Raw genomic sequence first — 23,877 nt, forward strand, 5'->3', positions numbered from 1 at the left:
ACCGATACTAATAAAATTCGCCAAAGGAAATAGCCATTCATGAAACGCCGTCACTTGTTTGGTGTTGCCGCTGCCCTGCTTGCCTCCCTCAGCCTTGCAGGCTGCAACGACGAAAAGAAAGTCGAACCCACCGCCGAGCCCAAGGCTGCCGCCAGCGAAGCGCCCGAGACTTATAACTGGAAGATGGTCACCGCCTGGCCGAAGAACTACCCGGGTCTGGGTACTGCCGCCCAGCGTCTGGCCGATCGGGTCGAGGCCATGAGTGATGGCCGCCTGACCATCAAGGTCTACGCCGCCGGTGAGCTGGTCCCCGCCCTGGAAGTGTTCGACGCCGTTTCCCGTGGCACCGCCGAACTCGGCCATGGCGCGGCCTACTACTGGAAGGGCAAGGTTCCGACCGCGCAGTTCTTCACCTCGGTGCCGTTCGGCCTGTCGACCAGCGAGATGAACGCCTGGCTGACCCGCGGCGGCGGCCAGGAATTCTGGGACGAAGCCTATGCGCCCTACGGTGTGAAGCCGATGGTAGTCGGCAACACCGGCATGCAGATGGGCGGCTGGTTCAACAAGGAAATCAATTCACTGCAGGACCTGCAGGGGTTGAAGATCCGGACACCCGGCCTGGGCGGCGAAGTGCTGACCCGTCTCGGCGCGACCACTGTCAACATGCCCGGCGGCGAAGTGTTTACCGCCCTGCAGACCGGGGCCATCGACGCCACCGACTGGGTCAGCCCGTACAACGACCTGGCCTTTGGTCTGCACAAGGCCGCCAAGTACTACTACTACCCCGGCTGGCAGGAGCCTCAGGCCGTGCTCGAGCTGTTGGTCAACCAGAAGGCCCTCGACAGCCTGCCGGACGACCTGCGCGCCATCCTTACCGAGGCTGCCGGCGCCGCCAGCCGCGACATGATCGACGACTATGTCTATAACAACGCCATGGCACTCGATCAGCTCAAGCAACAAGGCGCGCAACTCAAGCGCTTCCCTGACGAAGTATTGAGCGCCATGCGTGAGCAGTCTGATGTCGTTCTAGGCGAACTGGCCGCACAAAGCGAGCTGAACGGCCGTATCTGGGCGTCGATGAAGGCGTTCCAGGCGCAGGTCAAGCCGATGCAAGAGATCTCCGAGAAAGAACTGTACAACTGGCGCTGAGTCAGATGAGCCGCTGTGCTTGCCTGACCCGGTAAGCGCAGCGGAGCAAAAGCCCGAAACACTCTGCAACTGGCGCGCCCGCACTGGGGCGTGCACCATCCGCTTCGTATCTTCGTCCAATCCAGGAATACCAAATGCAACGTGTGCTCAGCATTTTCATGGCGCTGTGTATCGGCCTGACCCTCAGCCTCGACGTTCATGCCAAGCGCTTCGGCGGTGGTAAGAGCTTCGGCTCGGCGCCCAGCCATCAAACGCGCCAGGCGCCGCAACAGACCCAGGCCGCGCCAAACCAGGCAGGTCGTCAGACGCCTGCAGCCGCCAGTGGCGCCTCGCGCTGGTTGGGCCCGCTGGCCGGCCTCGCCGCCGGTGGCCTGCTGGCATCCATGTTCATGGGTGACGGCTTCGAAGGCATCCAGTTCATGGACATCCTGATCTTCGGCGGCATCGCCTTCCTGCTGTTCCGCTTCCTTGCCGCGCGCCGTCGCCAGCAGCAACCGGCCATGGCCGGACACGGGAATGCACCGATGCAACGCGACATGCCTGCACAGCAGTCGATCTTCGGCGGCAGCAGCGCCGCTCGTCCGGCGGCTGCTCCAGTGATCAACGCCCCAGCCTGGTTCAACGAGCAGAATTTCGTGACGGCCGCGCGCGAACACTTCCTCTCGCTGCAGCAGCATTGGGACGCTAACGAGATGGACAAGATCAGCGAGTTCGTCACGCCGCAACTGTTCGAGTTCCTCAAGCGTGAGCGCGCCGAGATCGGCGATGCGTACCAGTCCACCTACGTCGACGACCTGCAGATTCAGCTTGATGGCGTAGACGACCAGGCCGACAAGACCGTTGCCACGCTGACCTTCGTCGGCGTGTCGAAGAACTCACGCTTCGACCAGGGCGAACCGTTCAGCGAAAGCTGGCGCATGGAGCGCGCCCAAGGCGAGAACCAGCCTTGGCTGGTGGCCGGTATTCGCCAGAACGCCTGAGCCGCTACCTGAGACGACTCCGCTCTGTTCGGAGTCGCTCGCAAAAGCCTCGCCGCATGGCGGGGCTTTTTTGTTTCTACACCCCCGTTGTTTCCCGAGCGCAAGGGACCGGCCGTGCCGTAGCGTTGAACGGGGTCGACCGCCCTGCTCGAGTGCACCAATGGCCGAATAAACCGGCCCTACGGCAGCAACTTGCACGCCCATCCGCACCACCGCGAATGCCTCTATCCTGTGCCCAACGTGGCAAACATCGGCTGAACCCTGCTCGCAAATGGGCGTCTATGCTGTTCGGATAACAGTAATAGTCCAGAGGTCCTGCGTGTCAGGCAGCATCGAAACAAGGAATGGAGCCGCCGCTGCGCTCGTTCCGGGCGACCTGCCCACTGCACGCCAATCCACGATGACCAGCGTTCGCCTGCCTTCTATCGACAAGCTCCTGCGCGCGCCGGCCTGTGCCCCGCTCCAGCAGCGTTATGGCCGCAGCGTGCTGCTCGTCACGCTGCGCGACCTGCTCGACGAGCTACGGGAGCCGGCTCGCCACGGTCATCTGGCCGCGCTGGAGCTGTCCGAAGCAGTGCTAGCCGGCCGCGCCGGTGAACGTCTCGCCAACCAACACCGCAGCCGGGTGCGCCGCGTGTTCAATCTGACTGGCACAGTGCTGCACACTAATCTGGGTCGCGCCCTGTTGCCGGATGAGGCCATCGAGGCGATCACCCTGGCGGCGCGCTATCCCCTGAATCTGGAGTTCAACCTGGCCACCGGCAAGCGCGGCGATCGCGATGATCTCATCGAAGGGCTGATTCGCGAGCTGACCGGCGCCGAGGCCGTCACGGTGGTCAACAACAATGCCGCCGCCGTGCTGCTGGCGTTGAACAGCCTTGGCGCCCGCAAGGAAGGCATCATTTCCCGTGGTGAGCTGATCGAGATCGGCGGCGCTTTCCGCATCCCCGACATCATGGCCCGCGCCGGTGTGAAGCTGCATGAGGTGGGCACCACTAACCGCACCCACGCCAAGGATTATGAAGCCGCGATCAATCCGCGCAGCGGCCTGCTGATGCGCGTACACACCAGCAACTACAGCGTGCAGGGCTTTACCGCCAGCGTCGGCACCGCCGAGCTGGCACGGATTGCCCACGCACACGAGCTGCCATTGCTCGAAGACCTCGGCAGCGGCAGCCTGGTCGACCTCTCGCGCTGGGGCCTGCCAAAGGAACCCACCGTGCAGGAGGCTCTGCGCGACGGCGCCGACATCGTCACCTTCAGCGGCGACAAGCTGCTTGGCGGCCCGCAATCTGGGCTGATCGTCGGCAACCGCGAGCTGATCCAGAAGATCAAGAAGAACCCGCTCAAGCGCGCCCTGCGTGTCGACAAGCTGACCCTCGCCGCGCTGGAAGCGGTACTCAACCTCTATCGCGACCCGGATCGCCTGGCCGAACGACTCACCAGCCTGCGCCTGCTCAGCCGGCCGCAAGCGGATATCCGCATCCAGGCCAAACGCCTGGCACCCGCGCTGGCCAGCGCTCTGGGCGAGCCCTGGCAGGTCACTGTCGAGGAGGCGCTGGGCATGATTGGAAGTGGCGCACAACCGGTGGCGCGCCTGCCCAGCGCAGCCTTGTGCATTCGCCCGCAGCAGCCCCGGCGCCTGCGCGGCCGCAGCCTGCGCTTGCTGGAAGAGGCGCTGCGCGAATTGCCTATCCCGATCCTGGGCCGGGTCGCTGACGACGCGCTCTGGCTCGACCTGCGTCAGCTGGACGATGAGCCGGCGTTGCTCGCCCAGCTTCCGCACCTGCAGCAGGCGCTGGTGTCATGATCATCGGCACCGCGGGGCACATCGACCACGGCAAAACCGCCCTGCTCCAGGCATTGACCGGACAGGCCGGCGACCGTCGGCAGGAAGAACGCTTGCGGGGCATCACCATTGATCTCGGCTACCTCTACGCCTCGCTGGGTGAGCCCGACCCGACCGGCTTCATCGATGTCCCCGGTCATGAACGCTTCGTGCACAACATGCTCGCCGGGGCCTGCGGTATCGACTGCGTGCTGCTGGTCGTCGCCGCAGACGACGGCGTGATGCCGCAGACCCGCGAGCACCTGGCCATCGTCGAGCTGCTGGGGATTCGCCGGGCCCTGGTGGCGCTTACCAAGGTCGACCGGGTCGAGCCATCGCGCATCGCCGAAGTGCAGCGGCAGGTCGAAGCCCTGCTGGAAGCTGGGCCGCTGTCCGGTGCGCCGATTTTTCCCGTGTCCAGTGTGTCCGGCGAAGGCATCGACGCGCTTCGCGCCCGCTTGCTCGAACAGGCGACCGAAGTGCAGGCGCGCCGTGAAGACGGACATTTCCGCCTGTCCATTGACCGGGCATTCAGCGTGACCGGCGCAGGCGTGGTCGTAACCGGTACCGCCATCGCTGGTCGAACCCAGGTGGGGGACGAACTGAGCCTGGGGCCGTCCGGCCGCAAGGTTCGCGTCCGCGGGCTGCATGCGCAGAACCAGACTGCCCAGGCGGCTCAAGCGGGCCAGCGCGTCGCCCTCAACCTCAGCGGCGAGCGGCTTTCAGTCGGTGATATCAGTCGCGGCGATTGGCTGGTAACGCCCGAGCTGCAGGATGGCACCCAGCGCATCGATATCGAATTCACGCTGTTAGCCAGCGAAGCCCGCGAATTGCGCCACTGGACGCCGGTGCACATCCACCTCGGCGCCCAGGATGTCACCGGCCGCATCGCCCTGCTCGAAGGCGAATGTCTGGCGCCCGGTGGCCACGTGCACGCGCAGCTGCTGCTCAATGCGCCCGCCCATGCGGTGCATGGCGACCGCGTGGTCCTGCGCGACCAGTCCGCCCAGCGCACCCTCGGCGGCGGCCGCGTACTCGACCCTTTTGCGCCGCCCCGCAACCGCCATCGTCAGGCACGCCTGGCGGTGCTGCGCGCGCTCGCCGAAGATACATTGGAAGATGTGTTGCCAGGGCTGCTGCCCAGCGCCCTCAACGGCCTCGATCCGGCCTTGCTGGAACGGCAGTTCAACCGGCCCCGGAAAACCTGGCGGCTTCCAGACGAGGCGCTGGAGATCACCACGCGGCTCGGCCCGAGGCTGTTCGAACGCGGCACCTGGGACTACCTCGGCAAGAGCTTGGTGGCCGCCCTGCAGCGCTTTCATGACAGCCAGCCGGACGAGCTCGGCCCGGATCGCGACCGCCTGCGCCGGTACGCTCTGCCGTTACTGGAGCGTCCTATATTTATTGCCTTACTGGAACAGGCCCTGGCCGAGGGCATGGTCGAAGCCAGTGGCCCCTGGCTGCACCTGCCTGGCCACCGGGTACGCCTGACCGACGAGGAAGAAGCACTGAAAGCCCGACTCTGGCCGCTGCTTGCCGCCAGCTGCTTCAACCCGCCCTGGGTGCGCGACATCGCCCGTGAGCTGGACGTCGAGGAAGAGCAGGTCCGCCAGCTGTTGCGCAAGCTGGCTCGCCTTGGCGCGCTACAACAGGTAGTGAAAGACCTCTTCTACCCCGAGCAGACCATCCGCCTGCTGGCCAGCCAGGTTCTGGAGATGGAACGCCAGAGCGGCGTCATCCGCGCCGCAGCCTTCCGCGACCAGATCCAGCTCGGCCGCAAACGCAGCATCCAACTGCTCGAACATTTCGACCGAATCGGCTTCACCCGCCGCTTCGGCAACGAACGCAAGGTGCGACGAGACAGCGCCTTGGCCTCAGAGGATGAGGTCAGTTAGGCTGTCGCACGTTTTGTGACCAACAGGTCAACGTCATCTTGGAAGGCAATCGCACCCGGTGGTGCGGCCGGGCTTCAAACCCGGTTGGGGGCGGCAGCCGTCCCTGGGTGGGTTCGACTCCCACTGCCTTCCGCCATATCCCGCTCTGAAAGCCCCTAACTACGCGGCCTCCAGCTACTCGACCGGAGCGGCTTCGGCTTGGGTGTCGAAGAAGTGTCGAAAACCCCGAATGGGTCCGAGCGTGATTACATCCTTCAGGTAGTCTGGGGCCAGGTGCGCGTAGCGCATGGTCATGTTCAGCGAGGCATGGCCCAGGACTTTCTGCAGGGTCAGGATGTTGCCGCCGTTCATCATGAAATGGGACGCGAAGGTGTGCCGCAGCACATGCGTTTTCTGCCCAGCCGGTAACGTGAGCCCTGACATGCTGACGGCGTAGTCGAAGCTGTCGCGGCAGTTGGTAAACAGGCCGTGTTCCTGGTAGTGCTGGTGGATACGGTCATGCAACGCCTGATCGATCGGCACGGAGCGTCGACGCTTACCCTTGGTGTTCACAAACAGGACGTGGCCGTCTCGGACTCGTTCCGGTCTGAGCGCTTGAGCTTCTCCCCAGCGGCATCCAGTAGCCAGGCAGATCATCGCCACCATGTACGTGTGAGGCGTCCGGCAATGCTCCTGGATGGCGCGAAACAGCCGGTCGATATGGGCATCACTCAGATACGTGAGTTCGCGTTCCTGGAGCTTGAGCGGCTTGACCGAGGCCAGCGGGTTCTCGTAGTCGATTTCGCCTAACTGGCGGAGCACGTTGAATACCGAACAGAGGTAGCCCAGCTGGTTGTTCACGGTCTTCCCGCTTGTGCCTGATAACAGTCGACCGGCGCGATAGGCCGTATAAGTCGCTCCTGTCAGCTGGCTTGCCACCGGGTTGCCCATCTCCCGAGCCATACGGTTGAGGACCAGTTCGGTCCGGTAGATATCGCTCAGTGCATGCCCATGCAGCAGCCGCCAGCGTCCAATCAGGTCGAATAATCGCCGACGATCCCTGGGCTTGGGTGACCAGTCGGGCTTGTCGATCACTTTGCTCCGGCACGTTGCTTCGAACCGCAGGGCTTCGGCCTTGGTCTTGACCGTCTTGCGGAATCGCTTGCCTTTCACCGGCTCGACATCGACCTTCCAGCGTCCGTCAGGCAGTTGTTCAATGGCCATGTGCATCGTCGCCTTGGCCGGGAGCAGTTACGTCAGCCTGTTTGGCTTGTTTGTGTGTCTGGCAAACAAACATCAGACCGCCCTACCCCACCTCACATGCCGCTCCTCGAGCAGGTTTTTGATGTGCTTGTACAGATCCCGCTCGCTCATCTCCTTGGCGGCGTAGTGATCACGGATGACCGGCCAGCAATCCCACTGTTTTAGGGTCTCGAATGCTTTGTTAGCGCCCACTCGCTCCCTTGCCAGCAGGCTTACGAAGTTTCCCAGGAACAGTTCCACGTTCTTGCCTGAGAAGCCCCGGCTCGTCTTGTAGTAGCGTTTGTACTCCGTCTCATCGACCAGGGAATCAACCGGCAGATCAACCCGTGCGTCTTCACGCAACAGCGTCCAGATGGGTTCAAAGTAGCCAGGGCGAGCGAGCAGCTTGAACTGGCTCATACCGTAGCGCCACAGGCCTTCCAGGTGGGCCGAGAACGCAGCGAAGGAGTCCGTATCGATGGCTTGGCCGGTCTTCACGTCCACCGAGCCGCTGGCGAATTGCTGGATGACGGAGTGGTGATAGCGCAGCTCGACGCGCCAAACGTCCTGGGCCGGGTTGTAATTCTCCGGGTCTTTCACGTCGAACGAATCACGGCGACGCCAGACGCTTTCCCAATAGTCGAACTTGTCATGGGCGCGGGCTTGCAGCGTCTTGTTGTAGATCCCGAGCTGTACGCCACCGGCTGAGCCGAACAGGAAGGATTGGCCTTTACCGTAGGTGGCGGCTTCCATGGTCCACTGAATCTCCTTGATGCCTGAGATATCGCGGTTGGCACGTGCGCGGCAGTGCATGCGGGCGGTCAGGTCAGCGGGAGGCGTCCAGCCTTGTAGGTCCAACGCGAGGTGCACGGCACACTGGTTGCGCTCCAGGTGGGTCATCACGGCGGCAGCGTAATAATCCATGCGTTCCTGGAGCCGTTGCGGCGACAGCGCGTCGATCGCGTGCGGTGACACCTCGATTTTCAGGTGCGGGCCGATCTGCTCCAGCTTGGCGTTGAAGTTCTTGATGAGCAGGATGAACCCAAGGTCAGCGTTCTGGAGTTTGTACTGGTAGCCCGAGTCCCGCCCCACACGCCCGGCGTGCCAGATCTCCCCGGCAAACTCGACCATCGCGCCCGGCTTTTCGAATAGCGCCATGATTTCGGGCCGGATCAATCCGCGGTACAGCTGGCGGACCGTATCCACGCCGCAACGCAGCAACCGGACCTTGGACAGATCCACGAATGCAGCCGTACCTGGATCGACGAACAGACGCCCGTTGCGATCTTCGCGGGCAAGCATGTCTAGGCGGAGAAAATCCTTTGGTTTGCTCATTTGGTTCACTTCCTAATGCTGACTAATGCGGTAGTTAATCTGTATTTATCTGACGTGCTACAGGGACGTCAGCGCGGAGGCGCGCGCTGGCTGCGCTCGCTCACGCGCCTCGTCCCTCGGCACGTGTGAGAGTGCTCGGCCAGCGCGCAGCAAAGGCTATCGATACGGGTGATCGGGTCGGTGAATGACGTAACGGGATCTCCAGGACAGGTTTGTTCCTGGGTGAAGGTCATCAGGTGGGGACGGTCAGGCGGCGGCGTGCTGACCCAGGCCAGGTAGAGCGCGAGGCTGGCCAGCGCGAGCAGGTGGGGAAGTTTGAGATCGGCGCGGCGCGCGAGGACGAATAACACCAAGGGCGCGGCCCTTGTCATCCCGCTCTTGCCGCCGAGGGCTCGGGAGCGTGGGGTGAAAAAGCTACCCCACACTCCCAGCGATAGGCTTTTCATAGTCGTGCAGGGTCAAGGGTGCGCTGCGCCCGTGCTTCCGTTCGACGGGACGGTGAGGCTGTCCCGACGAGCCGGGAGCGCGGCCCCTGACCTCCCGGCATTAGGGAGGGCAATGCGGTCCAGTACGTTGCCGGAACCATGCCGGTCGCGGTGCCGCATCACCCTGATGGTGAGAATGTCCATGAACGGGATCTCGCTCGGCGTACGCCCGTCACTGGTGAAGCTCATGGCCATGAAGTAGGGGTAATCCCAGACACCTTCCTTCTCCAGCACCACGCCAACGACGTGCACACAGCACCAGTAAGGCGGCTCGTCTTCGTCCATGTACAGCTCCATCAGCACGGATTCGCCGATGTAAGCCATGGCGGCTTGGGTATCCAGGGTGATGCCGGGTTTACGCATGGCTGTAGTCTCCTTCCTTGAACTCCTTTTTGCCTTTCTTCAGGTCAGCTCGCAGGCGCGCGAGGTTGACCATGCGGAAGTCGGCGAGGCGCATTGTCGGGATGGTGCCAGTAGCGGCCCAGTCGGCGGCCTCCTCGACGGATACCCCGCTCATTTCGGCGAAGGTCTTGAGGCTGCACAGGTCGAGGCTGTTGTCTGCTTTGCTCATAGCGTCCACTCCTGTTCGAGAAGCTGCTGCTGTAGCAGGGCTACGTTGACCATCGTGCGTTTGCCGACCTTCTTCGAAGGCAGGTAGCCACGGTCCAACCAGGTGCGCACCACGATGGGTTCGTCGCCCATGCCGATCCACTCGGCGAACTTCGGCCACGGCATCAGGGGCGGGGCGCCGTGCAGCTTTTGCGGGTCAAAACCTTCCGTATCCATCCGCTTTACTCCACTATGTTCGGCTTTGATAACCAATCAACCAATGGGTAACAACTACCCATGGAGCGATTGTTACCCATCTTGCATGATGGAGCAATAGCTACTCAGGAAAAATTTTCTGCATGCACAGCGCATCCGATAGAGCACGCGCGTTGCTCAAGCTGATCGGCCCCAAGCGGGCGAGCGAACATGGTGGTGATTACGAGCGCTGGCGGAACGTCAGCAAGGGCGCGGTGCGCGTAAGCGCAGACGAGATAGACGTACTGGTGAAGGTTTATCCCCAGTACGCCCTATGGCTGGCCAGCGGGCAGATCGCCCCAGAGATCGGACAGACCAGCCCAGCCTACGACGAGGCCAACCGAAACTTGAGCCAACCCAGCGCGGGATAGCAATCACACGGAAATTAGCTAGGCGATGGTATGCCCGAGCGCAGGGAGCTAAGCGGAAGTAGCAGCACTAACGTTTGGTTAAGGGGCCGACTTTAGCCGGTCCCAGTGAGCGAAGCGAACGATTTGAACCAGTTGTTAGACCTATGCGCTATTAGTTGCCAGAAAGTAAAAATGGGCTAAATTTAATTTTATGAAATTTAAAGTATTTATTATAGTCGGCTTCGCTAAGGTCTTTTACTTCACTGAATATACCAATGCTGCGTATTGCCAAAATTGCTGAGTTATCGAATTGATATTCACCGCTAGTCTGGGCTATTTCAATTGATAAAATTTTACCGTCTGCGCTCATTTTAACGTCAAGGATAAGTTGCGTTTCAGGCTTTATGTCTTTGGGTGCTGTAAAGTTATTAGATATTTTGGTTCTGTAGAGTACAAACAAGTCTTCTGGGTCGTTAGTATTTAAAGTGTGCGTTTGCTGGTAGGTGAAATCCTCGGATAAAAGCTCTCTAAGGGCGCGCTGCTTCTTCGACTCTGTCGGCTCAGCTGGAATTGAGTTCTGAGGCGAAATTTCCTGTGCTTGAACAGGCGTACTAACTGCTAGTCCATTCCGATTGGAATTTATAACTGTTTCTGTTGAATTGCAGCCTGACAACAAAAAGTAAGAAACAACTAGAGCTATTACGCATAGTTTCATGACACACAAATTCCAAGGTTGAGTATAACGTTTGGTTAAGGGGCGGGCTTTAGCCCGTCCCAGAAAGCGAAGCGAACGATTTGAACCACTTGTTAGGGGTGAACACACAGAATCCTTTCAAAGTGGTTTGCAACCTCAAGTAGAACAGAATCAGGGCACTTGGGATTTTCAACAAAAAACCAGAAATCACCGTATTGGTTGTTAATACTGAATTTTTGTTTTTTGTATCTAAAGTCTATCCAGCTTTCGCCAAGGCTAGGTATGTAGGCCGTTGGGTAAGCTCCCCACAATTAAAGTACGCGAAAAACTAAGCGAATTGGCGGAGTGCTTCCAGTAGGGAGCAACAGAAAATTTCTAGAGCCATCATTCATCGTGTCTTGGAGCAGCTTCATTTAATGATGAAACCCTAACGTTTGGTTAAGGGGCGGGCTTTAGCCCGTCCCAGTGAGCGAAGCGAATGATTTGAACCAGTTGTTAGGCAGTTCATGTCGCGCGCTCGTTCTGAGGCTTCAGGCTAGGTACGCTTGTATAGAAAGAATGGGCAATAGACATACTTCTGGATTTTAACGAAGGAAGCTCATTGTGCAGAAAGGCTACTTGTGCTTCAAGACTGCAGCAATCCTCAAGCTGGTAGCAAAATATGACTATTGGGTCGTCAAGGTTTTCGCCCATACATTTAACAGTCGCCCACTCAATAAAATTGCTAACCTCAAACTCAGATTGGATATTTAGCGCTGATACTCGCAAGCCAAATTCTTCGGTAAACGTAAGCTCTATTGGTCTATAAGGAAATTCATAAATTGGGCGTTTGAGACAAGTATCGGGGCCGTCGAGTGATAGCTGGACTAGAGCCTCGTCGGGATTTTTGGATAATCCAATGTGAGCATCAACCCACGCGATTAGCTCTTCTGAGCTTACAAGCCCAAGCTTCCATAATGACAGAGCGATACTCAAAGTTTCCATACAGAGCCTAACGTTTGGTTAAGGGGCGGGCTTTAGCCCGTCCCAGTGAGCGGAGCGAGCGGCTTGAACCGGGTGTTAGCTTAACGCACGAAGGATATCCGCCAAACTACCAAGCGCCTCGTGGACACGCTTTAGTGTCCCGTCCTTTAAGTAAATAGCTATTACCAGCAACGGCGCGTTAAGGCAGCCGAATGCCAGTATGCCCCAGAAGCCATTGGGAAGCAGGAAGACCGCGGTAATGATAATGACCAACGCAGAGATGGACATGTACACAACTCTAAGCGGGATAAAGCTTCTGCGGTCTGTATCAATACTGCGCATTGTGAACCTTAAGCTAACGTTTGGTTAAGGGGCGGGCTTTAGCCCGTCCCAGTGAGCACAGCGAGCGATTTGAACCAGTTGTTAGAGGTCAGTCGACGGACCACCAAATTTCTAAGCTATAGAGATTGTTGTTGGACCGCTCAACCATCTCAAGCTGCGCCGTCATACCGTACTTGTCGTCTTCGACCACCAGACATGCTGAGTCGAATTGAAGGTCGTTGTGAAGACGTTCGACTAAAGATCGGGCGATTTCCTGAGCATCTTGAGATGGTATTTCTTTGGTGTATTGACCAAGCGAACCTTGGAAGAAGCGACCTAGCTCTTGAATATCTGCTCCGATGAGTTCCAAGCACTGTCGGTCAGCTGTAACCAAAGACTCCCTTAACGATGGAATTGAACAACTATGAGCCAGCTGGTAGCTGAATTTGAATGTGAACTGAAGGCCACCCTCTGTGTAAACAGCACTAGATGCGTTTGCCAACCCTTCAAGAAACCCGAGTGTTCGGTTACTGAGCATATGACCTCTAACGTTTGGTTAAGGGGCGGGCTTTAGCCCGTCCCAGTAAGCGCAGCGAACGGTTTGAACCACTTGTTAGGCATTGGCTTGCACTGCCTGTATTCGAATTCTTTCCAATGTTTCGAATGCGGCTATCAAATGGACTGCCGACTCAGGGTTGTGCAGACTAACGCCTGTTTCCTTAGCTATTAACTCTATTACGGCATCCCGCTCTAGGCCGAGAGCGTTAGCCACATGTAGTGCACACGAGCGAGCATGTGATGCACGGTGCTCGAACGGTTCACTCTCATCTAACACCTTACGTTTATGTGAGTTAAACGACATTTCCTTTGCCTAACTATAATTAGACACCAATTGGTGTATAAGACGCCGAACGGGCTTGGTGTATAAGATTCCGTCCGATTCTCTTCCGAGGCCCTAGTTCCGGCCTATTCAGGAAGGCAGGATGTTTATGCACCAGCTTCGAGAGACCTGAAATCGTACCTAATCCTTTGGTTGCACCGCGTGCGAGGCTGAGCACCCTTTTTACCTTTTGGCGTGTCGATAAAGTGTCGAAATCAATGCCACGTACAGCGGAACAAAGCTGGCACACACATGCGGCAGGCCCAGCAAAGCCGACGATAGCCGATCACTGCGAGCCAGAAAAACGAGTTCGACTCCCACTGCCTTCCGCCAATTCCTGTCTTCCGTGTTCGTATCAGTGGCGCATCGACTCGGCCGGCTCCGAGGTAACGCTGACGCTGAACCAGCAACGCCACATAATTTGTCGAACTTCAAAAATCTGACCGGCGGCCGACGAAAGGTGAGATTGCCCTGGAAGCAGCGGTTGGCCTTTCTGGCTAACCGCAGCTGTCTTTCAAAAGTTCGTCAAAGGTGCAGATCTCGCCGCACTTATCAGGCGCATAGCCGGCCAGCTTGTCGATGTCTGCCAGAAACTCGTCCGATGTCATGGCCTGTAGCAACTGGCGCACGTTGTGCTGGCGTAGCTGCGTTTCGTGGCAGACCAGCAGGTAGTGTTCGGTCGCCAGGCTGATGAACTCCAGCCCGAACTGCGCGGCTGCCGCCTCGACACCGAAGCCGACATCGGCCATGCCCGCTGCGACGTAAGCGGCCACGGCGGTGTGGGTGAATTCTTCCTGGGCACCATTGGCGATCTGGGCTTTATCGATCTGGTGCTCTTCGAGCAGCAGGTTGAACAGGACACGGGTGCCGGAATGCTCGTCGCGATTGATAAAGCGAATCTCAGGACGGGTCAGATCAGCCAGTCCATGCACGTGCTTGCGCGTAGCGGCGCGCAAGATCAAGCCCTGCCGCCGCGTCACGAAGCGAATGACGCGAAGGTCCTGGCCGGCGAGCAGCGCTTGATAAACGGCTAAGACTCGCTTGGCCAGCGGAGGGAACGTGGGGAGATGGAAGCTGGCAAGGTCGCAGTCTCCCCGGTTCAGGGCACTGAGCGCTTCCTGCGGATTGCAATAGCGCAGGTTCAGCTCTCCGGGCAGATCAGCCAGGAGGGCGACCGCGTAACCATGACTCGCATGCAGCCGCAGCACCGGATGAGCGCCCTCAAGCAACTGCTGAAGCTGGTGGTTCAACTCGGAGGCCATGCTGTCGAGCTGAGGCTCCAGCCGCGCGCGCAGGCGTTGTTCCGACCACAGCAACTGTTCTCCCAGCTGCGATAACCGCGTGCCGTGCCCCTTGCGCATCAACACCATGGGCATGCCGAAAAATTGCTCGCCACGGGTAAGCAGATTCCAGGCATGACGGTACGAAATATCCGCCTTTTGAGCCGCCTGGGTCAGCTTGCCGGTGTCATGGATACCTTCGAGCAAGGCAAAGATGATCGGATCCAGCAATTCGCCGTTGCCATTTCTGAATAACCAGGTGGGCGTGATATGCAGCCTTGAGTTAAGCATTTTCGTTCATATTTTTTGGGTCAAATGGGTATGTTAGTTTGCTGTTCACCTGATTAAAGCTTAACCCAATTAAGAATAATTATTCATATATGCTCGAACACAAGCTGTCGGTTGCCTGACCCTGACCGGCACGTTCGACTACCTGATGAGGCAACCAGGTCATGTCCACTACCATCTCGTCAGCTACCGGTGCCTGGACGCCGGCCCTGATCCAGCAAGTGATCGATGACCACAAGTCGATGCCCGGCGCCATGCTCCCTACTCTTCATGCCATTCAGGATCGCTTCGGCCACATTCCGGACAGCGCGGTTCCGCTTATTGCCGACTCCTTGAGCTGCACTCGGGCCGACGTACACGGCATCATCAGCTTCTATCATCACTTTCGCACCCAGCCTGCAGGGCGCAACGTGATCCAGATTTGCCGCGCCGAGGCCTGCCAGGCCGTGGGCAGCCGTCAGCTGGAAGCGCATGTCAAAGCCTCGTTGAAGGTGGATTATCACCAGACCACCCAGGATCGCGAAATTACGCTGGAGCCCGTGTACTGCCTGGGCAACTGCGCCTGCGGTCCCGCCGTGCAGATCAACAACGACGTCCATGGGCGCGTAACGCCAGAGCGTTTCGATGAACTGGCCGATGAGCTGAAGACTGTTGCGGTGGAGGTGAAGTGGTGACTATTACCGTTTATGTACCTTGTGATACCACGGCTCGTTCGCTGGGTGCCGACAAGGTTGCTCAGCGTATCGAGCGCGCCGCTGCAGCCCGCTCGCAAGAGCTGCGCGTTGTGCGTAACGGCTCACGCGGCCTGTTCTGGCTGGAGCCACTGGTTGAAATCGATACGCCAGATGGTCGGGTCGCCTACGGGCCGGTAACCCCCGAGGCGGTAGAAAGCCTCATCGAGGCCGGTTTGTTTGAAGGCCGGCACGACCATGCCCTGGCGCTCGGGCTTACCGAGGAGATCGAGTACCTCAAGCGTCAGCAGCGGCTGACCTTTTCGCGCATCGGTATCACGGACCCGCTATCGATCGACGATTACACGGCACTGCGTGGATTCAATGGCCTCAAGGCAGCGCTCTCCCGTGACGGCCAATCCATCGTCGACGAAGTCAAAACGTCCGGCCTGCGTGGCCGTGGCGGCGCCGCCTTTCCGACCGGCATCAAGTGGCAGACAGTGCTCAACGAGCCCGAGGGTCAGAAGTACATCGTCTGCAACGCAGACGAAGGGGACTCGGGGACCTTCGCCGACCGCCTGGTGATGGAATGCGACCCTTACATGCTGATCGAAGGCATGACCATCGCCGGTCTCGCGGTCGGCGCCGACCGCGGTTACATTTACCTGCGTTCGGAATATCCGCTGGCCAAGGCGATTCTTGACGAGGCCATACGCCGTGCAGTCACAGCCGGCTACCTGGGCGATGATCTGCTGGGCTCCGGCAAGGGGTTCAACCTGGAAGTCCGCCTCGGCGCCGGTGCCTACATTTGCGGCGAAGAAACCTCGCTGCTCGAAAGCCTCGAAGGTCGCCGCGGCCTGGTGCGTGCCAAGCCACCGCTGCCGGCCATCGTTGGGCTGTTCGGTCGCCCGACCGTGGTCAACAACGTACTGTCCTTCGCCGCTGTGCCGTACATCATGGATCAGGGCGGCCAGGCCTACGCCGATTACGGCATGGGTCGCTCCCGTGGCACGCTGGCCGTGCAGCTAGCGGGCAACGTGAAGCGCGGTGGGCTGATCGAACTGGCATTCGGTATCAGCTTGAAAACGCTGATGGAAGATTTCGGCGGCGGCACGCGCAGTGGCCGTCCGCTCAAAGCCGTTCAGGTGGGCGGCCCTCTTGGGGCCTACCTGCCGGAAAGCCAATGGGACAACCCGCTCGACTACGAAGCCTTTGCCGCATTCGGTGGAGTGGTCGGGCATGGCGGCGTCGTGATGTTCGATGACACCGTCGACATGGGCGAGCAGGCCCGTTTCGCCATGGAGTTCTGCACTGTCGAATCCTGTGGTAAATGCACGCCGTGCCGGATCGGCGCCGTTCGCGGCGTTGAAGTCATCGACCGGATCCGTGCTGGTGAAAATGCCGAGATGAACCTCGAACTGCTGTCGGATCTGTGCGAGACCATGGTCGATGGTTCGCTCTGCGCCATGGGCGGCATGACGCCGTTCCCGGTGCAGAGCGTGATGAAGCATTTCCCTGATGATCTGACACCTCGACACGCCCTGGTGGCGGGAGGCATAGCATGCTGAACCATTTCGATCCCAAGCAATATCTGAAAGGCCAGGTCAACAGCTTCGACCCGGCCCTGTTCGACCGTGACCTGGGCACTCCGGCACGGACGTCCGAGACGACCATTAGCCTGGTAATCGACGGCATTCAGATCAGCGTGCCAGAAGGCACCTCGGTCATGCGCGCTGCCGCCCTGGCAGGCATCACGGTGCCCAAGCTGTGCGCGACCGACAACCTGGAAGCCTTCGGCTCCTGCCGGATCTGCGCGGTAGAAATCGAAGGGCGCCGCGGCTATCCCGCTTCGTGCACCACGCCGGTCAGCGAAGGCATGTCGGTCACCACGCAGAACGGCAAGCTGGCCAAGCTGCGTCGCAACATCATGGAGCTGTACATCTCCGACCACCCGCTGGACTGCCTGACCTGCCCAGCCAACGGCGATTGCGAGCTGCAGGACATGGCAGGCGCCGTCGGCCTGCGCGAAGTGCGCTACGGGTTCGAAGGTGCCAACCATCTGCATGCCGAGATCGACAACTCCAACCCCTATTTCAGCTTCGATCCGAGCAAGTGCATCGTCTGCTCGCGTTGTGTGCGTGCCTGCGCTGAAGTTCAGGGCACCTTTGCCCTGACCATCGACGGCAGGGGCTTCGACTCGACCGTATCGGCCAGCCAGAATCAGCCGTTCATGGAGTCGGAGTGCGTATCCTGCGGGGCATGCGTGCAGGCGTGCCCGACCGCGACCCTGATGGAAAAGAGCGTCATCGAAGAAGGCGTGCCCGAGCACAGCGTAGTCACCACTTGTGCCTACTGTGGCGTGGGCTGCTCGTTCGAAGCGCAGATGAAAGGCGACAAGCTGATCCGCATGGTGCCTTACAAGGGTGGCGACGCGAACCACGGCCATTCATGCGTCAAGGGACGCTTCGCCTTTGGTTACGCGACCCACAAGGACCGCATCCGCGAGCCGATGATTCGTGATTCGATCGATCAGCCGTGGCGTGCCGTTTCCTGGGACGAGGCGCTGACCTTCGCTGCGCGGCGTCTGCGTGAAACCCAGGCGACCTACGGCCGGGACAGCGTCGGCGGCATCACGTCCTCGCGCTGCACCAACGAAGAAACCTATCTGGTTCAGAAACTGATTCGCGCCGCATTCGGCAACAACAACACCGACACCTGCGCCCGTGTCTGCCACTCGCCGACAGGCTATGGCCTCAAGGCTACCCTGGGCGAATCCGCTGGCACCCAGACCTTCGACTCGGTAATGAAGTCCGACGTCATTCTGGTTATTGGCGCGAACCCAACGGACGCGCACCCGGTCTTTGCCTCGCAAATGAAGCGCCGCCTGCGCCAGGGCGCCACCCTGATCGTCGCCGATCCACGGCGTATCGACCTGCTCAAAACGCCGCACGCGGAAAAGGGTCTGCACCTGTCGCTCAAGCCGGGCACCAACGTCGCGCTGGTCAACGCACTGGCACATGTAGTCGTCACCGAAGGGCTGGAAGACAAGGCATTCATCGAAAGCCGTTGTGAAACCAACGCCTACCAGAAATGGCGCGACTTCATCAGTGAGGCCCGCCATGCGCCGGAAGTCTCCGAAGCGGAAACCGGCGTGCCGGCCGGACTGGTCCGCCAGGCAGCCCGCACCTACGCGATGGCCGGCAATGGGGCCATTTACTATGGCCTGGGCGTGACCGAGCACAGCCAGGGCTCCACCACCGTCATGAGCATCGCCAACCTGGCGATGGCGACCGGCAACATCGGCCGTGAAGGCGTGGGTGTGAACCCCTTGCGCGGTCAGAACAACGTGCAGGGTTCCTGCGACATGGGTTCTTTCCCCCATGAGCTGCCGGGCTACCAGCACGTTGCCGATCCGGAAGTGCGTCAACGCTTCGAGAGCGCCTGGAACACCACGCTCGATGACGAGCCGGGCCTGCGTATTCCCAACATGTTCGATGCCGCCGTGGCAGGCACCTTCAAGGCGCTCTATGTGCAGGGCGAGGACATCGCTCAGTCCGACCCGAACACCCAGCACGTCGAGGCGGCGCTGTCGGCGCTGGATTGCCTGATCGTTCAGGACATTTTCCTCAACGAAACCGCCAAGTACGCCCACGTGCTGCTGCCCGGTGCGACCTTCCTCGAGAAGAACGGGACCTTCACCAACGCGGAACGACGCATCAACCGGGTACGTCGCGTTATGCCGCCGGTTGCCGGCATGGAGGACTGGGAAGTCACCCAAGCACTTTCCAATGCGCTGGGATACCCCATGAACTATAGCCATCCGTCCGAGATCATGGACGAGATCGCGCAGCTGGCACCGACCTTTACCGGCGTCAACTACAGCAAACTCGAAGTGCTGGGCAGCATCCAGTGGCCGTGCAACGACGACTACCCGATGGGCACGCCGACCATGCATGGCGTGGACTTCCCGATCGGCAAGGGCAACTTCGCCATTACCGAGTACGTGGCCACCGAAGAGCGCGTCAACCGTCGCTACCCGCTGTTGCTCACCACCGGGCGCATCCTGAGTCAGTACAACGTGGGCGCTCAGACCCGTCGGACCGCCAACAGCGCCTGGCACGATGAAGATGTGCTGGAAATCCACCCGAACGACGCCGAGGACCGCGGCCTGAAAGATGGCGACTGGCTGGGTATTCGCAGCCGGGTCGGGCATACGGTGCTGCGTTGCCTGGTCAGCGATCGCATGGCTCCGGGCGTGGTGTACACCACCTTCCACCACCCAGGCAGCGGCGCGAACGTCATCACCACCGATAACTCGGACTGGGCGACCAACTGCCCCGAGTACAAGGTGACGGCCGTTCAGGTCGAGAAGGTAACGCAGCCCTCAGACTGGCAGCAGCGCTTCCAGGACTTCGATCAGAAACAGCTGCGTTACCTGGAAAATGCCGAGACTGCGGAAGTGGCACTCAAATGAGTGCCCGCTTCATGGGCGATGGCACCGGACAGGAGGATGCCTCGAATGAATGAAATGGATACGCTGATCAAGATGTTGAATCAGATCACCGTGAATAACCGGCATCATCAGGACGATGCGGCGGCGGCCGAACAGATCGCGCTGCACCTGAAGAAATTCTGGGCGCGTCGGATGAAGGAACAGATCATCGACTACGCCGAGAACGACGGCAGCGCCCTGGAGCCGATTGCTCGCCTGGCCGTGCTACGACTCAAACGGATGTCGGACGAGGTCCGAGACTGGGCCGAGACGTCCGATGCGGGATAGCAGGTTGTAGATCAGTTTTTTTTGGCCACCTACAGGTGGCCTTTTTTTGTCTGGACGTCCAGCGTCAAGCATGGGGCATAGTAAGAGAGAGGACGCGGAGCAAGGCGCCTGAGCGTCTGTTCGTGCCGGCACGACAGATCCAACACCCATCACCTGCAGCCCATACCTGGCTGCAACCCGGCACATGTGGGAGGGCGCCCCGCTTCAACGCGTCAGTATTTCAATGGCTGTCAGGAGAAAGCGGCCTGCTCCGGCCCCTTCAACGCCAACTGCTTTGGCCAGTCTCGGTGGTTGAACACCTGACCCTCTGCGCGTATCCGCGCAAGCTCACGCAGGTCGAGGGTCGCAAACACCCAGTTCGCCTCATCATCCGCGCCTTCGACCAGGATGCCGTTATCCGGAAAACCATAATCCACCGGCGTATACACGCTGGCGCGGCCCGTATTGACATCAACCGCTTCGGACCAGGGCGCAAGGCCGGTGGTAGGCGACTGGACCACATAACACTGGTTTTCCAGCGCCCGCGCCTGGCAACCGATACGTACCCGATGAAAACCGGCCTGCGTATCGGTGCAGCTCGGAACCAGCAGCAGCTCGGCACCGGCCGTAATCTGCTGACGGGCAATCATCGGGAATTCCGAGTCATAGCAGATCAGGATGCCGATACGGCCGAGTTCGGTATCAATGACGCCAATACGTTCACCAGCACGAATGCCCCATTGCTCGTTCTCGAAACGAGTCATGATGAGCTTGTCCTGATGACCCAGGATCCCTTCTGGCCCGAACAGCGTCGCCCGGTTCACGACATGGCCGGCCTGCAATTCTGTTGGAAAGGAACTGGCCAGGATCAGGACATCGTGACGGCGGGCCAGCGCCTGATGCAGGTCGCGCCACATCGGCAGCAAGGTCTGCATCGCCTGGAGCTGCTGCTGCAAATCGCTGTACACCGCTTGGCCGAAGAGCGAAGCCAGTTCCATGCTGCCGTATTCAGGAAATACCAGCAGCTTGGCGTCTTGCTGTACGGCACTGGCGACCCAGCGTTCCAGCTTGGCCGCGAAGTCATCCCAATGAGAGAAAAAGCCGATGTCGTATTGGGCTGTCGCCAGGGTAAACACGCTCATGGCAAGGGCTTCATCCAGAAGGTCATGGGTTTGAGCGACTCGTGTGAATCGCCGAGGTCTTTCCAGCTGAACTGCGTGGCCAGCTCCGGGTGCCTTTCGTACCCACGGTGCTGCCAGAACTCATCCAGTGGCTGATAACCGGCAGGCCGAGCTGGGTGCGTAACAGGCCGCTCCACCGCACAGAAGCATGAATGCTTCATGCCGCCAGTCTCGCGCGCATGGTCTTCACGGTGTTCGAAGAACGCCACACCGGCACCCTGCCCTCGGTAGTCGGGCAGCAATACGGATTCGCCACAATAGAAGATCGTCTCAACGGCATAATCCGCCTCGCGGAAAGGCTGCTGGACCTCCTCCGTTTCATGAATCAGCGGCAGCCCCGAAGAAGCGCCCACCACCCGGTCGCCATCGAACGCCAGCACGATCACGCTGTGCGGCGCCTCGACATAGGTTTGCAGATAGCGCGCCTCGTATTCCGGATCGCCGTCGTACAGGTACGGAAAGTCTCGGAATACACGCATGCGCAACCGGGCCAGTTCAGGAATGTACCGATGAAGCGTGGCGCCGGATAAGCGCTGGAAGGTCAGCCGGGCCATCACGCGGACACTTGAGCAACCCAGTCTTCAAGGTTGTAGTAGTTGGTCACTCGCGCCACCTGCCCATCCCGAATGGCGAAGAATGCCCCCGCCGGGAGCCGGTAAGTCTGGCCGTTCGCTTCCGGTAGCCCTTCATCGGTCGCCAGGTATTCGCCCAGTACGGTGAACTCGACGGCCGCCCGGTCACCCGCTTCGTTCGTGGTGATCGAAAGATCCACAATTTTCTCCCGGTAGTTGCGGTTCATGCGCTGCATGAACTGTTCAAAGGCCGGTTTACCCATCTCTCGCCCGCTCTGATTGATGTCATGGATCACGTCATCGGTGAGAAGCGACAGGAAGGTGACCATGTCACCCGCATTGAAGGCGTCGTAGTAGCGTTGCAACAGCTGAGCGGTGGCCTGGTGCATCGAAAAATCTCCTGAAGGGGCGGAAATTTCGATAGTAGACAGTCTCGCCAAGGTGACGAAAGCGCGACACAAGGTGACTGGCAGAATCAAGCATGAGGCGGTCGCACCTGGAAAATATCGACGGTCGTGACCAGCCTTGCCGTCCGATTTGGCGCTCTGGATCGGTAGTGCGTCGATTCAAGGCTGATGCCGTCTCAGCCATTCGCCAGCAACCTGTCCCATGGTCTTGGATATTCCATCTTTCACCCAGGCCATGAAGTCCTGATCAAACCTGAAGCCGGGCCCGCACGCCTCGATCATGAATCTTCGTACGTTCTGCGTGTTTCGATAGGTGTCGGTTACCGGTGTTTCATCAGTTATCCGGTCCTTATGCCAATCAAATTTCATCGCGGTCACCTTCGTATGCCAGACGGGGTGCGAGGAGGTAAGCGGCAAGAGCGACGCAGAGCTTTCGCTTCAGGCACAACGGCCCAGGGCTATGCCTGCAAAGATCCCGCGTCGCGATTCTGATGAATAGCCTTTCTCCCATGGTTACATAGCAAAAAACAATCGAACGGACGGCTGCAGGTCTCGCTCCTTCGTCTACCTTATTCGGAATGCTTGGAAGAGGAGGATGCGCATGTTGACCACATTGCTGCCAGCCCTTCGAGACTTGGAATTGCCTTTGCGCCTCAGGCTATGGGACGGCAAGGAAATCGACATGGGGCCCGCGCCCAGTGTGACGCTGGAGATTCGCGACCCAGGGCTGATACCTCGCTTGGCTCATCCCAGCCTGGCGCTGTTAGGCGGCGCTTATGTCGAGGGAAAGCTCGATCTGCACGGGCCGCTTGAAGAGGTGATCCGCATCGGTGACGAGATCAGTCGGGCATTGGACGACGCACATCCGCAGCTGCCGGTGCGTGAAGCCCATGACAAGGCCACTGACGCCGAAGCGATTTCCTATCACTACGACCTGTCCAACGCCTTCTATCAGCTCTGGCTCGACCGCGACATGGTCTACTCCTGCGGCTATTTCGAGACGGGCTGCGAAGACCTCGATCAGGCGCAGCAGGCCAAGCTCCGGCACCTGTGTCGCAAGTTGCGCCTGCAGCCCGGCGATCGGCTGCTGGATGTAGGCTGTGGCTGGGGTGGTCTGGCGCGGTTTGCGGCGCGGGAATACGGAGCGCAGGTGTTTGGCATTACGCTCAGCGCCGAACAGCTAAGGCTCGGGCGCGAGCGCGTGGCGGCCGAGGGGCTGGAGGGCCGCGTCCAGCTTGAGCTGTTGGATTACCGCGATCTGCCCACGGACGGACAGTTCGACAAGGTGGTCAGCGTCGGCATGTTCGAACATGTCGGCCACGCGAACCTGCCGTTGTATTGCCAGCAGCTGGCCGCGGTGGTGCGCCCGGGCGGTCTGGTCCTCAACCATGGCATCACTTCGCGGCATACCGATGGCCGGCCGGTCGCCCATGGCGCGGGCGAATTCATCGACCGCTACGTCTTTCCTCACGGCGAGTTGCCGCATCTGGTAGAGATAGGTGCCTGCATCAGCGAGTCGGGACTGGAGATCGTCGATGTGGAAAGCCTGCGCCTGCACTATGCGCGCACGCTGCAGCTGTGGAGCGAGCGCCTGGAGTCGCGGTTGGAGGAAGCGCAGCAGCTAATCCCCGAGCGGGCGTTGCGCATCTGGCGGGTGTACCTGGCAGGCTGCGCCTATGGCTTCCGCCGCAACTGGATCAACCTGCACCAGATCCTCGCCAGCAAGCCGCTGCCCGACGGTTCCCACGAGCTGCCCTGGACACGCGCGGATCTCTATCAGTAGCACGGCAGCCTGGCACCGATGCGCCAGGCTG

At 59.9% G+C, this 23,877-nt stretch carries 24 protein-coding genes and 1 tRNA gene; 11 read left to right on the plus strand and 14 right to left on the minus strand.

Annotated features, from left to right (window positions below):
• The first annotated feature begins 39 nt into the window (after nucleotides 1-39).
• From ACSSNI_RS15485 to ACSSNI_RS15505, 5 genes are all read left to right on the plus strand, one after another.
• Nucleotides 40-1,149 (plus strand): TRAP transporter substrate-binding protein, encoded by a 1,110-nt coding sequence (locus ACSSNI_RS15485; RefSeq protein ID WP_102837110.1) that lies wholly within the window; start codon nucleotides 40-42, stop codon nucleotides 1,147-1,149.
• A gap of 134 nt (nucleotides 1,150-1,283) precedes the next feature.
• Entirely contained in the window at nucleotides 1,284-2,129 is an 846-nt protein-coding gene (locus tag ACSSNI_RS15490) for a Tim44 domain-containing protein (RefSeq protein ID WP_200640530.1), read from the plus strand.
• A 400-nt stretch (nucleotides 2,130-2,529) separates the two neighbouring features.
• Nucleotides 2,530-3,939: an L-seryl-tRNA(Sec) selenium transferase gene (gene selA, locus ACSSNI_RS15495; RefSeq protein WP_200640744.1), complete on the plus strand. Its 1,410-nt coding sequence runs from the start codon at nucleotides 2,530-2,532 to the stop codon at nucleotides 3,937-3,939.
• Nucleotides 3,936-5,852 carry a selenocysteine-specific translation elongation factor gene (gene selB / locus ACSSNI_RS15500; protein ID WP_200640529.1) on the plus strand — a complete coding sequence of 639 codons (1,917 nt, stop codon included), beginning with the start codon at nucleotides 3,936-3,938 and terminating at the stop codon, nucleotides 5,850-5,852. Before selA ends, selB begins: the two co-directional genes overlap by 4 nt.
• A 40-nt stretch (nucleotides 5,853-5,892) precedes the next feature.
• Nucleotides 5,893-5,988, plus strand: a tRNA-Sec gene (locus ACSSNI_RS15505).
• 38 nt (nucleotides 5,989-6,026) lie between these two features.
• On the opposite strand, the gene ACSSNI_RS15510 is transcribed toward ACSSNI_RS15505, so the two are convergent.
• The 6 genes from ACSSNI_RS15510 to ACSSNI_RS15535 all read right to left on the minus strand — a co-directional run bounded on the left by ACSSNI_RS15510 (nucleotide 6,027) and on the right by ACSSNI_RS15535 (nucleotide 9,679).
• The gene (locus ACSSNI_RS15510; RefSeq protein ID WP_200640527.1) at nucleotides 6,027-7,055 is read right to left on the minus strand and encodes a phage integrase; all 1,029 of its coding nucleotides are present in this window, start codon (nucleotides 7,053-7,055) and stop codon (nucleotides 6,027-6,029) included.
• A 72-nt stretch (nucleotides 7,056-7,127) separates the two neighbouring features.
• Nucleotides 7,128-8,408 carry a hypothetical protein gene (locus ACSSNI_RS15515; RefSeq protein ID WP_200640524.1) on the minus strand — a complete coding sequence of 427 codons (1,281 nt, stop codon included), beginning with the start codon at nucleotides 8,406-8,408 and terminating at the stop codon, nucleotides 7,128-7,130.
• A 68-nt stretch (nucleotides 8,409-8,476) separates the two neighbouring features.
• A complete protein-coding gene (locus ACSSNI_RS15520) occupies nucleotides 8,477-8,758 on the minus strand; it encodes a hypothetical protein (protein WP_325166605.1) in 282 nt (93 codons plus the stop codon).
• 108 nt (nucleotides 8,759-8,866) lie between these two features.
• Complete coding sequence (locus ACSSNI_RS15525; protein ID WP_200640522.1) at nucleotides 8,867-9,256, minus strand: hypothetical protein; 390 nt, start codon at nucleotides 9,254-9,256, stop codon at nucleotides 8,867-8,869.
• Entirely contained in the window at nucleotides 9,249-9,464 is a 216-nt protein-coding gene (locus ACSSNI_RS15530) for a hypothetical protein (protein WP_200640520.1), read from the minus strand. Before ACSSNI_RS15530 ends, ACSSNI_RS15525 begins: the two co-directional genes overlap by 8 nt.
• On the minus strand, nucleotides 9,461-9,679 hold the full coding sequence (locus ACSSNI_RS15535; protein ID WP_179485753.1) for a DNA-binding protein: 219 nt from the start codon (nucleotides 9,677-9,679) through the stop codon (nucleotides 9,461-9,463). The genes ACSSNI_RS15530 and ACSSNI_RS15535 overlap by 4 nt, the downstream gene beginning before the upstream one ends.
• A gap of 122 nt (nucleotides 9,680-9,801) precedes the next feature.
• On the opposite strand from ACSSNI_RS15535, the gene ACSSNI_RS15540 reads away from it, so the two are divergent.
• Entirely contained in the window at nucleotides 9,802-10,068 is a 267-nt protein-coding gene (locus tag ACSSNI_RS15540; RefSeq protein ID WP_200640518.1) for a DNA-binding protein, read from the plus strand.
• 151 nt (nucleotides 10,069-10,219) lie between these two features.
• Here ACSSNI_RS15540 and ACSSNI_RS15545 read toward each other — a convergent pair whose 3' ends face one another.
• From ACSSNI_RS15545 to ACSSNI_RS15560, 4 genes are all read right to left on the minus strand, one after another.
• Nucleotides 10,220-10,762, minus strand: a complete 543-nt coding sequence (locus ACSSNI_RS15545; RefSeq protein ID WP_200640516.1) for a TonB C-terminal domain-containing protein — start codon at nucleotides 10,760-10,762, stop codon at nucleotides 10,220-10,222.
• A 483-nt stretch (nucleotides 10,763-11,245) separates the two neighbouring features.
• Nucleotides 11,246-11,725 carry a hypothetical protein gene (locus ACSSNI_RS15550; RefSeq protein ID WP_200640514.1) on the minus strand — a complete coding sequence of 160 codons (480 nt, stop codon included), beginning with the start codon at nucleotides 11,723-11,725 and terminating at the stop codon, nucleotides 11,246-11,248.
• Between the two features lie 409 nt (nucleotides 11,726-12,134).
• Nucleotides 12,135-12,395: a hypothetical protein gene (locus tag ACSSNI_RS15555; RefSeq protein ID WP_200640512.1), complete on the minus strand. Its 261-nt coding sequence runs from the start codon at nucleotides 12,393-12,395 to the stop codon at nucleotides 12,135-12,137.
• Between the two features lie 1,007 nt (nucleotides 12,396-13,402).
• Nucleotides 13,403-14,476 (minus strand): substrate-binding domain-containing protein, encoded by a 1,074-nt coding sequence (locus tag ACSSNI_RS15560; protein WP_200640510.1) that lies wholly within the window; start codon nucleotides 14,474-14,476, stop codon nucleotides 13,403-13,405.
• Nucleotides 14,477-14,637: 161 nt separating this feature from the next.
• Between ACSSNI_RS15560 and ACSSNI_RS15565 the strand changes: the two genes are divergently transcribed.
• The 4 genes from ACSSNI_RS15565 to ACSSNI_RS15580 are packed head-to-tail and all read left to right on the plus strand — an operon-like array spanning nucleotide 14,638 to nucleotide 19,924.
• Entirely contained in the window at nucleotides 14,638-15,147 is a 510-nt protein-coding gene (locus ACSSNI_RS15565; RefSeq protein ID WP_159969335.1) for a formate dehydrogenase subunit gamma, read from the plus strand.
• Complete coding sequence (locus ACSSNI_RS15570) at nucleotides 15,144-16,712, plus strand: formate dehydrogenase beta subunit (RefSeq protein ID WP_200640508.1); 1,569 nt, start codon at nucleotides 15,144-15,146, stop codon at nucleotides 16,710-16,712. The genes ACSSNI_RS15565 and ACSSNI_RS15570 overlap by 4 nt, the downstream gene beginning before the upstream one ends.
• Entirely contained in the window at nucleotides 16,706-19,618 is a 2,913-nt protein-coding gene (gene fdhF / locus ACSSNI_RS15575; protein ID WP_200640506.1) for a formate dehydrogenase subunit alpha, read from the plus strand. The genes ACSSNI_RS15570 and fdhF overlap by 7 nt, the downstream gene beginning before the upstream one ends.
• 45 nt (nucleotides 19,619-19,663) lie before the next feature.
• Entirely contained in the window at nucleotides 19,664-19,924 is a 261-nt protein-coding gene (locus ACSSNI_RS15580; protein WP_148925860.1) for a formate dehydrogenase subunit delta, read from the plus strand.
• Between the two features lie 230 nt (nucleotides 19,925-20,154).
• Here the strand turns inward: ACSSNI_RS15580 and ACSSNI_RS15585 are convergent, their stop codons facing one another.
• From ACSSNI_RS15585 to ACSSNI_RS15600, 4 genes are all read right to left on the minus strand, one after another.
• Entirely contained in the window at nucleotides 20,155-21,045 is an 891-nt protein-coding gene (locus ACSSNI_RS15585; RefSeq protein ID WP_200640504.1) for a carbon-nitrogen hydrolase family protein, read from the minus strand.
• The gene (locus tag ACSSNI_RS15590; RefSeq protein WP_148925858.1) at nucleotides 21,042-21,638 is read right to left on the minus strand and encodes a GNAT family N-acetyltransferase; all 597 of its coding nucleotides are present in this window, start codon (nucleotides 21,636-21,638) and stop codon (nucleotides 21,042-21,044) included. Before ACSSNI_RS15590 ends, ACSSNI_RS15585 begins: the two co-directional genes overlap by 4 nt.
• Entirely contained in the window at nucleotides 21,638-22,045 is a 408-nt protein-coding gene (locus tag ACSSNI_RS15595; protein WP_200640502.1) for a ketosteroid isomerase-related protein, read from the minus strand. Before ACSSNI_RS15595 ends, ACSSNI_RS15590 begins: the two co-directional genes overlap by 1 nt.
• A 177-nt stretch (nucleotides 22,046-22,222) precedes the next feature.
• Nucleotides 22,223-22,432, minus strand: a complete 210-nt coding sequence (locus tag ACSSNI_RS15600; protein ID WP_200640500.1) for a DUF6434 domain-containing protein — start codon at nucleotides 22,430-22,432, stop codon at nucleotides 22,223-22,225.
• 232 nt (nucleotides 22,433-22,664) lie between these two features.
• On the opposite strand from ACSSNI_RS15600, the gene cfaB reads away from it, so the two are divergent.
• Nucleotides 22,665-23,846: a C17 cyclopropane fatty acid synthase CfaB gene (cfaB, locus tag ACSSNI_RS15605; RefSeq protein ID WP_200640498.1), complete on the plus strand. Its 1,182-nt coding sequence runs from the start codon at nucleotides 22,665-22,667 to the stop codon at nucleotides 23,844-23,846.
• Nucleotides 23,847-23,877 lie beyond the last annotated feature (31 nt).

It is taken from the genome of Stutzerimonas tianxiuensis (assembly GCF_053470365.1).

Excerpts from the sequence above, each read along its gene's own strand:
- ACSSNI_RS15485 (WP_102837110.1), top strand. The coding sequence starts at position 40 with ATGAAACGCCGTCACTTGTTTGGTGTTGCCGCTGCCCTGCTTGCCTCC.
- ACSSNI_RS15490 (WP_200640530.1), top strand. The coding sequence starts at position 1,284 with ATGCAACGTGTGCTCAGCATTTTCATGGCGCTGTGTATCGGCCTGACC.
- selA (WP_200640744.1), top strand. The coding sequence starts at position 2,530 with ATGACCAGCGTTCGCCTGCCTTCTATCGACAAGCTCCTGCGCGCGCCG.
- selB (WP_200640529.1), top strand. The coding sequence starts at position 3,936 with ATGATCATCGGCACCGCGGGGCACATCGACCACGGCAAAACCGCCCTG.
- ACSSNI_RS15510 (WP_200640527.1), bottom strand. The coding sequence starts at position 7,055 with ATGGCCATTGAACAACTGCCTGACGGACGCTGGAAGGTCGATGTCGAG.
- ACSSNI_RS15515 (WP_200640524.1), bottom strand. The coding sequence starts at position 8,408 with ATGAGCAAACCAAAGGATTTTCTCCGCCTAGACATGCTTGCCCGCGAA.
- ACSSNI_RS15525 (WP_200640522.1), bottom strand. The coding sequence starts at position 9,256 with ATGCGTAAACCCGGCATCACCCTGGATACCCAAGCCGCCATGGCTTAC.
- ACSSNI_RS15530 (WP_200640520.1), bottom strand. The coding sequence starts at position 9,464 with ATGAGCAAAGCAGACAACAGCCTCGACCTGTGCAGCCTCAAGACCTTC.
- ACSSNI_RS15535 (WP_179485753.1), bottom strand. The coding sequence starts at position 9,679 with ATGGATACGGAAGGTTTTGACCCGCAAAAGCTGCACGGCGCCCCGCCC.
- ACSSNI_RS15540 (WP_200640518.1), top strand. The coding sequence starts at position 9,802 with ATGCACAGCGCATCCGATAGAGCACGCGCGTTGCTCAAGCTGATCGGC.
- ACSSNI_RS15545 (WP_200640516.1), bottom strand. The coding sequence starts at position 10,762 with ATGAAACTATGCGTAATAGCTCTAGTTGTTTCTTACTTTTTGTTGTCA.
- ACSSNI_RS15550 (WP_200640514.1), bottom strand. The coding sequence starts at position 11,725 with ATGGAAACTTTGAGTATCGCTCTGTCATTATGGAAGCTTGGGCTTGTA.
- ACSSNI_RS15560 (WP_200640510.1), bottom strand. The coding sequence starts at position 14,476 with ATGCTTAACTCAAGGCTGCATATCACGCCCACCTGGTTATTCAGAAAT.
- ACSSNI_RS15565 (WP_159969335.1), top strand. The coding sequence starts at position 14,638 with ATGTCCACTACCATCTCGTCAGCTACCGGTGCCTGGACGCCGGCCCTG.
- fdhF (WP_200640506.1), top strand. The coding sequence starts at position 16,706 with ATGCTGAACCATTTCGATCCCAAGCAATATCTGAAAGGCCAGGTCAAC.
- ACSSNI_RS15580 (WP_148925860.1), top strand. The coding sequence starts at position 19,664 with ATGAATGAAATGGATACGCTGATCAAGATGTTGAATCAGATCACCGTG.
- ACSSNI_RS15585 (WP_200640504.1), bottom strand. The coding sequence starts at position 21,045 with ATGAGCGTGTTTACCCTGGCGACAGCCCAATACGACATCGGCTTTTTC.
- ACSSNI_RS15590 (WP_148925858.1), bottom strand. The coding sequence starts at position 21,638 with ATGGCCCGGCTGACCTTCCAGCGCTTATCCGGCGCCACGCTTCATCGG.
- ACSSNI_RS15595 (WP_200640502.1), bottom strand. The coding sequence starts at position 22,045 with ATGCACCAGGCCACCGCTCAGCTGTTGCAACGCTACTACGACGCCTTC.
- ACSSNI_RS15600 (WP_200640500.1), bottom strand. The coding sequence starts at position 22,432 with ATGAAATTTGATTGGCATAAGGACCGGATAACTGATGAAACACCGGTA.
- cfaB (WP_200640498.1), top strand. The coding sequence starts at position 22,665 with ATGTTGACCACATTGCTGCCAGCCCTTCGAGACTTGGAATTGCCTTTG.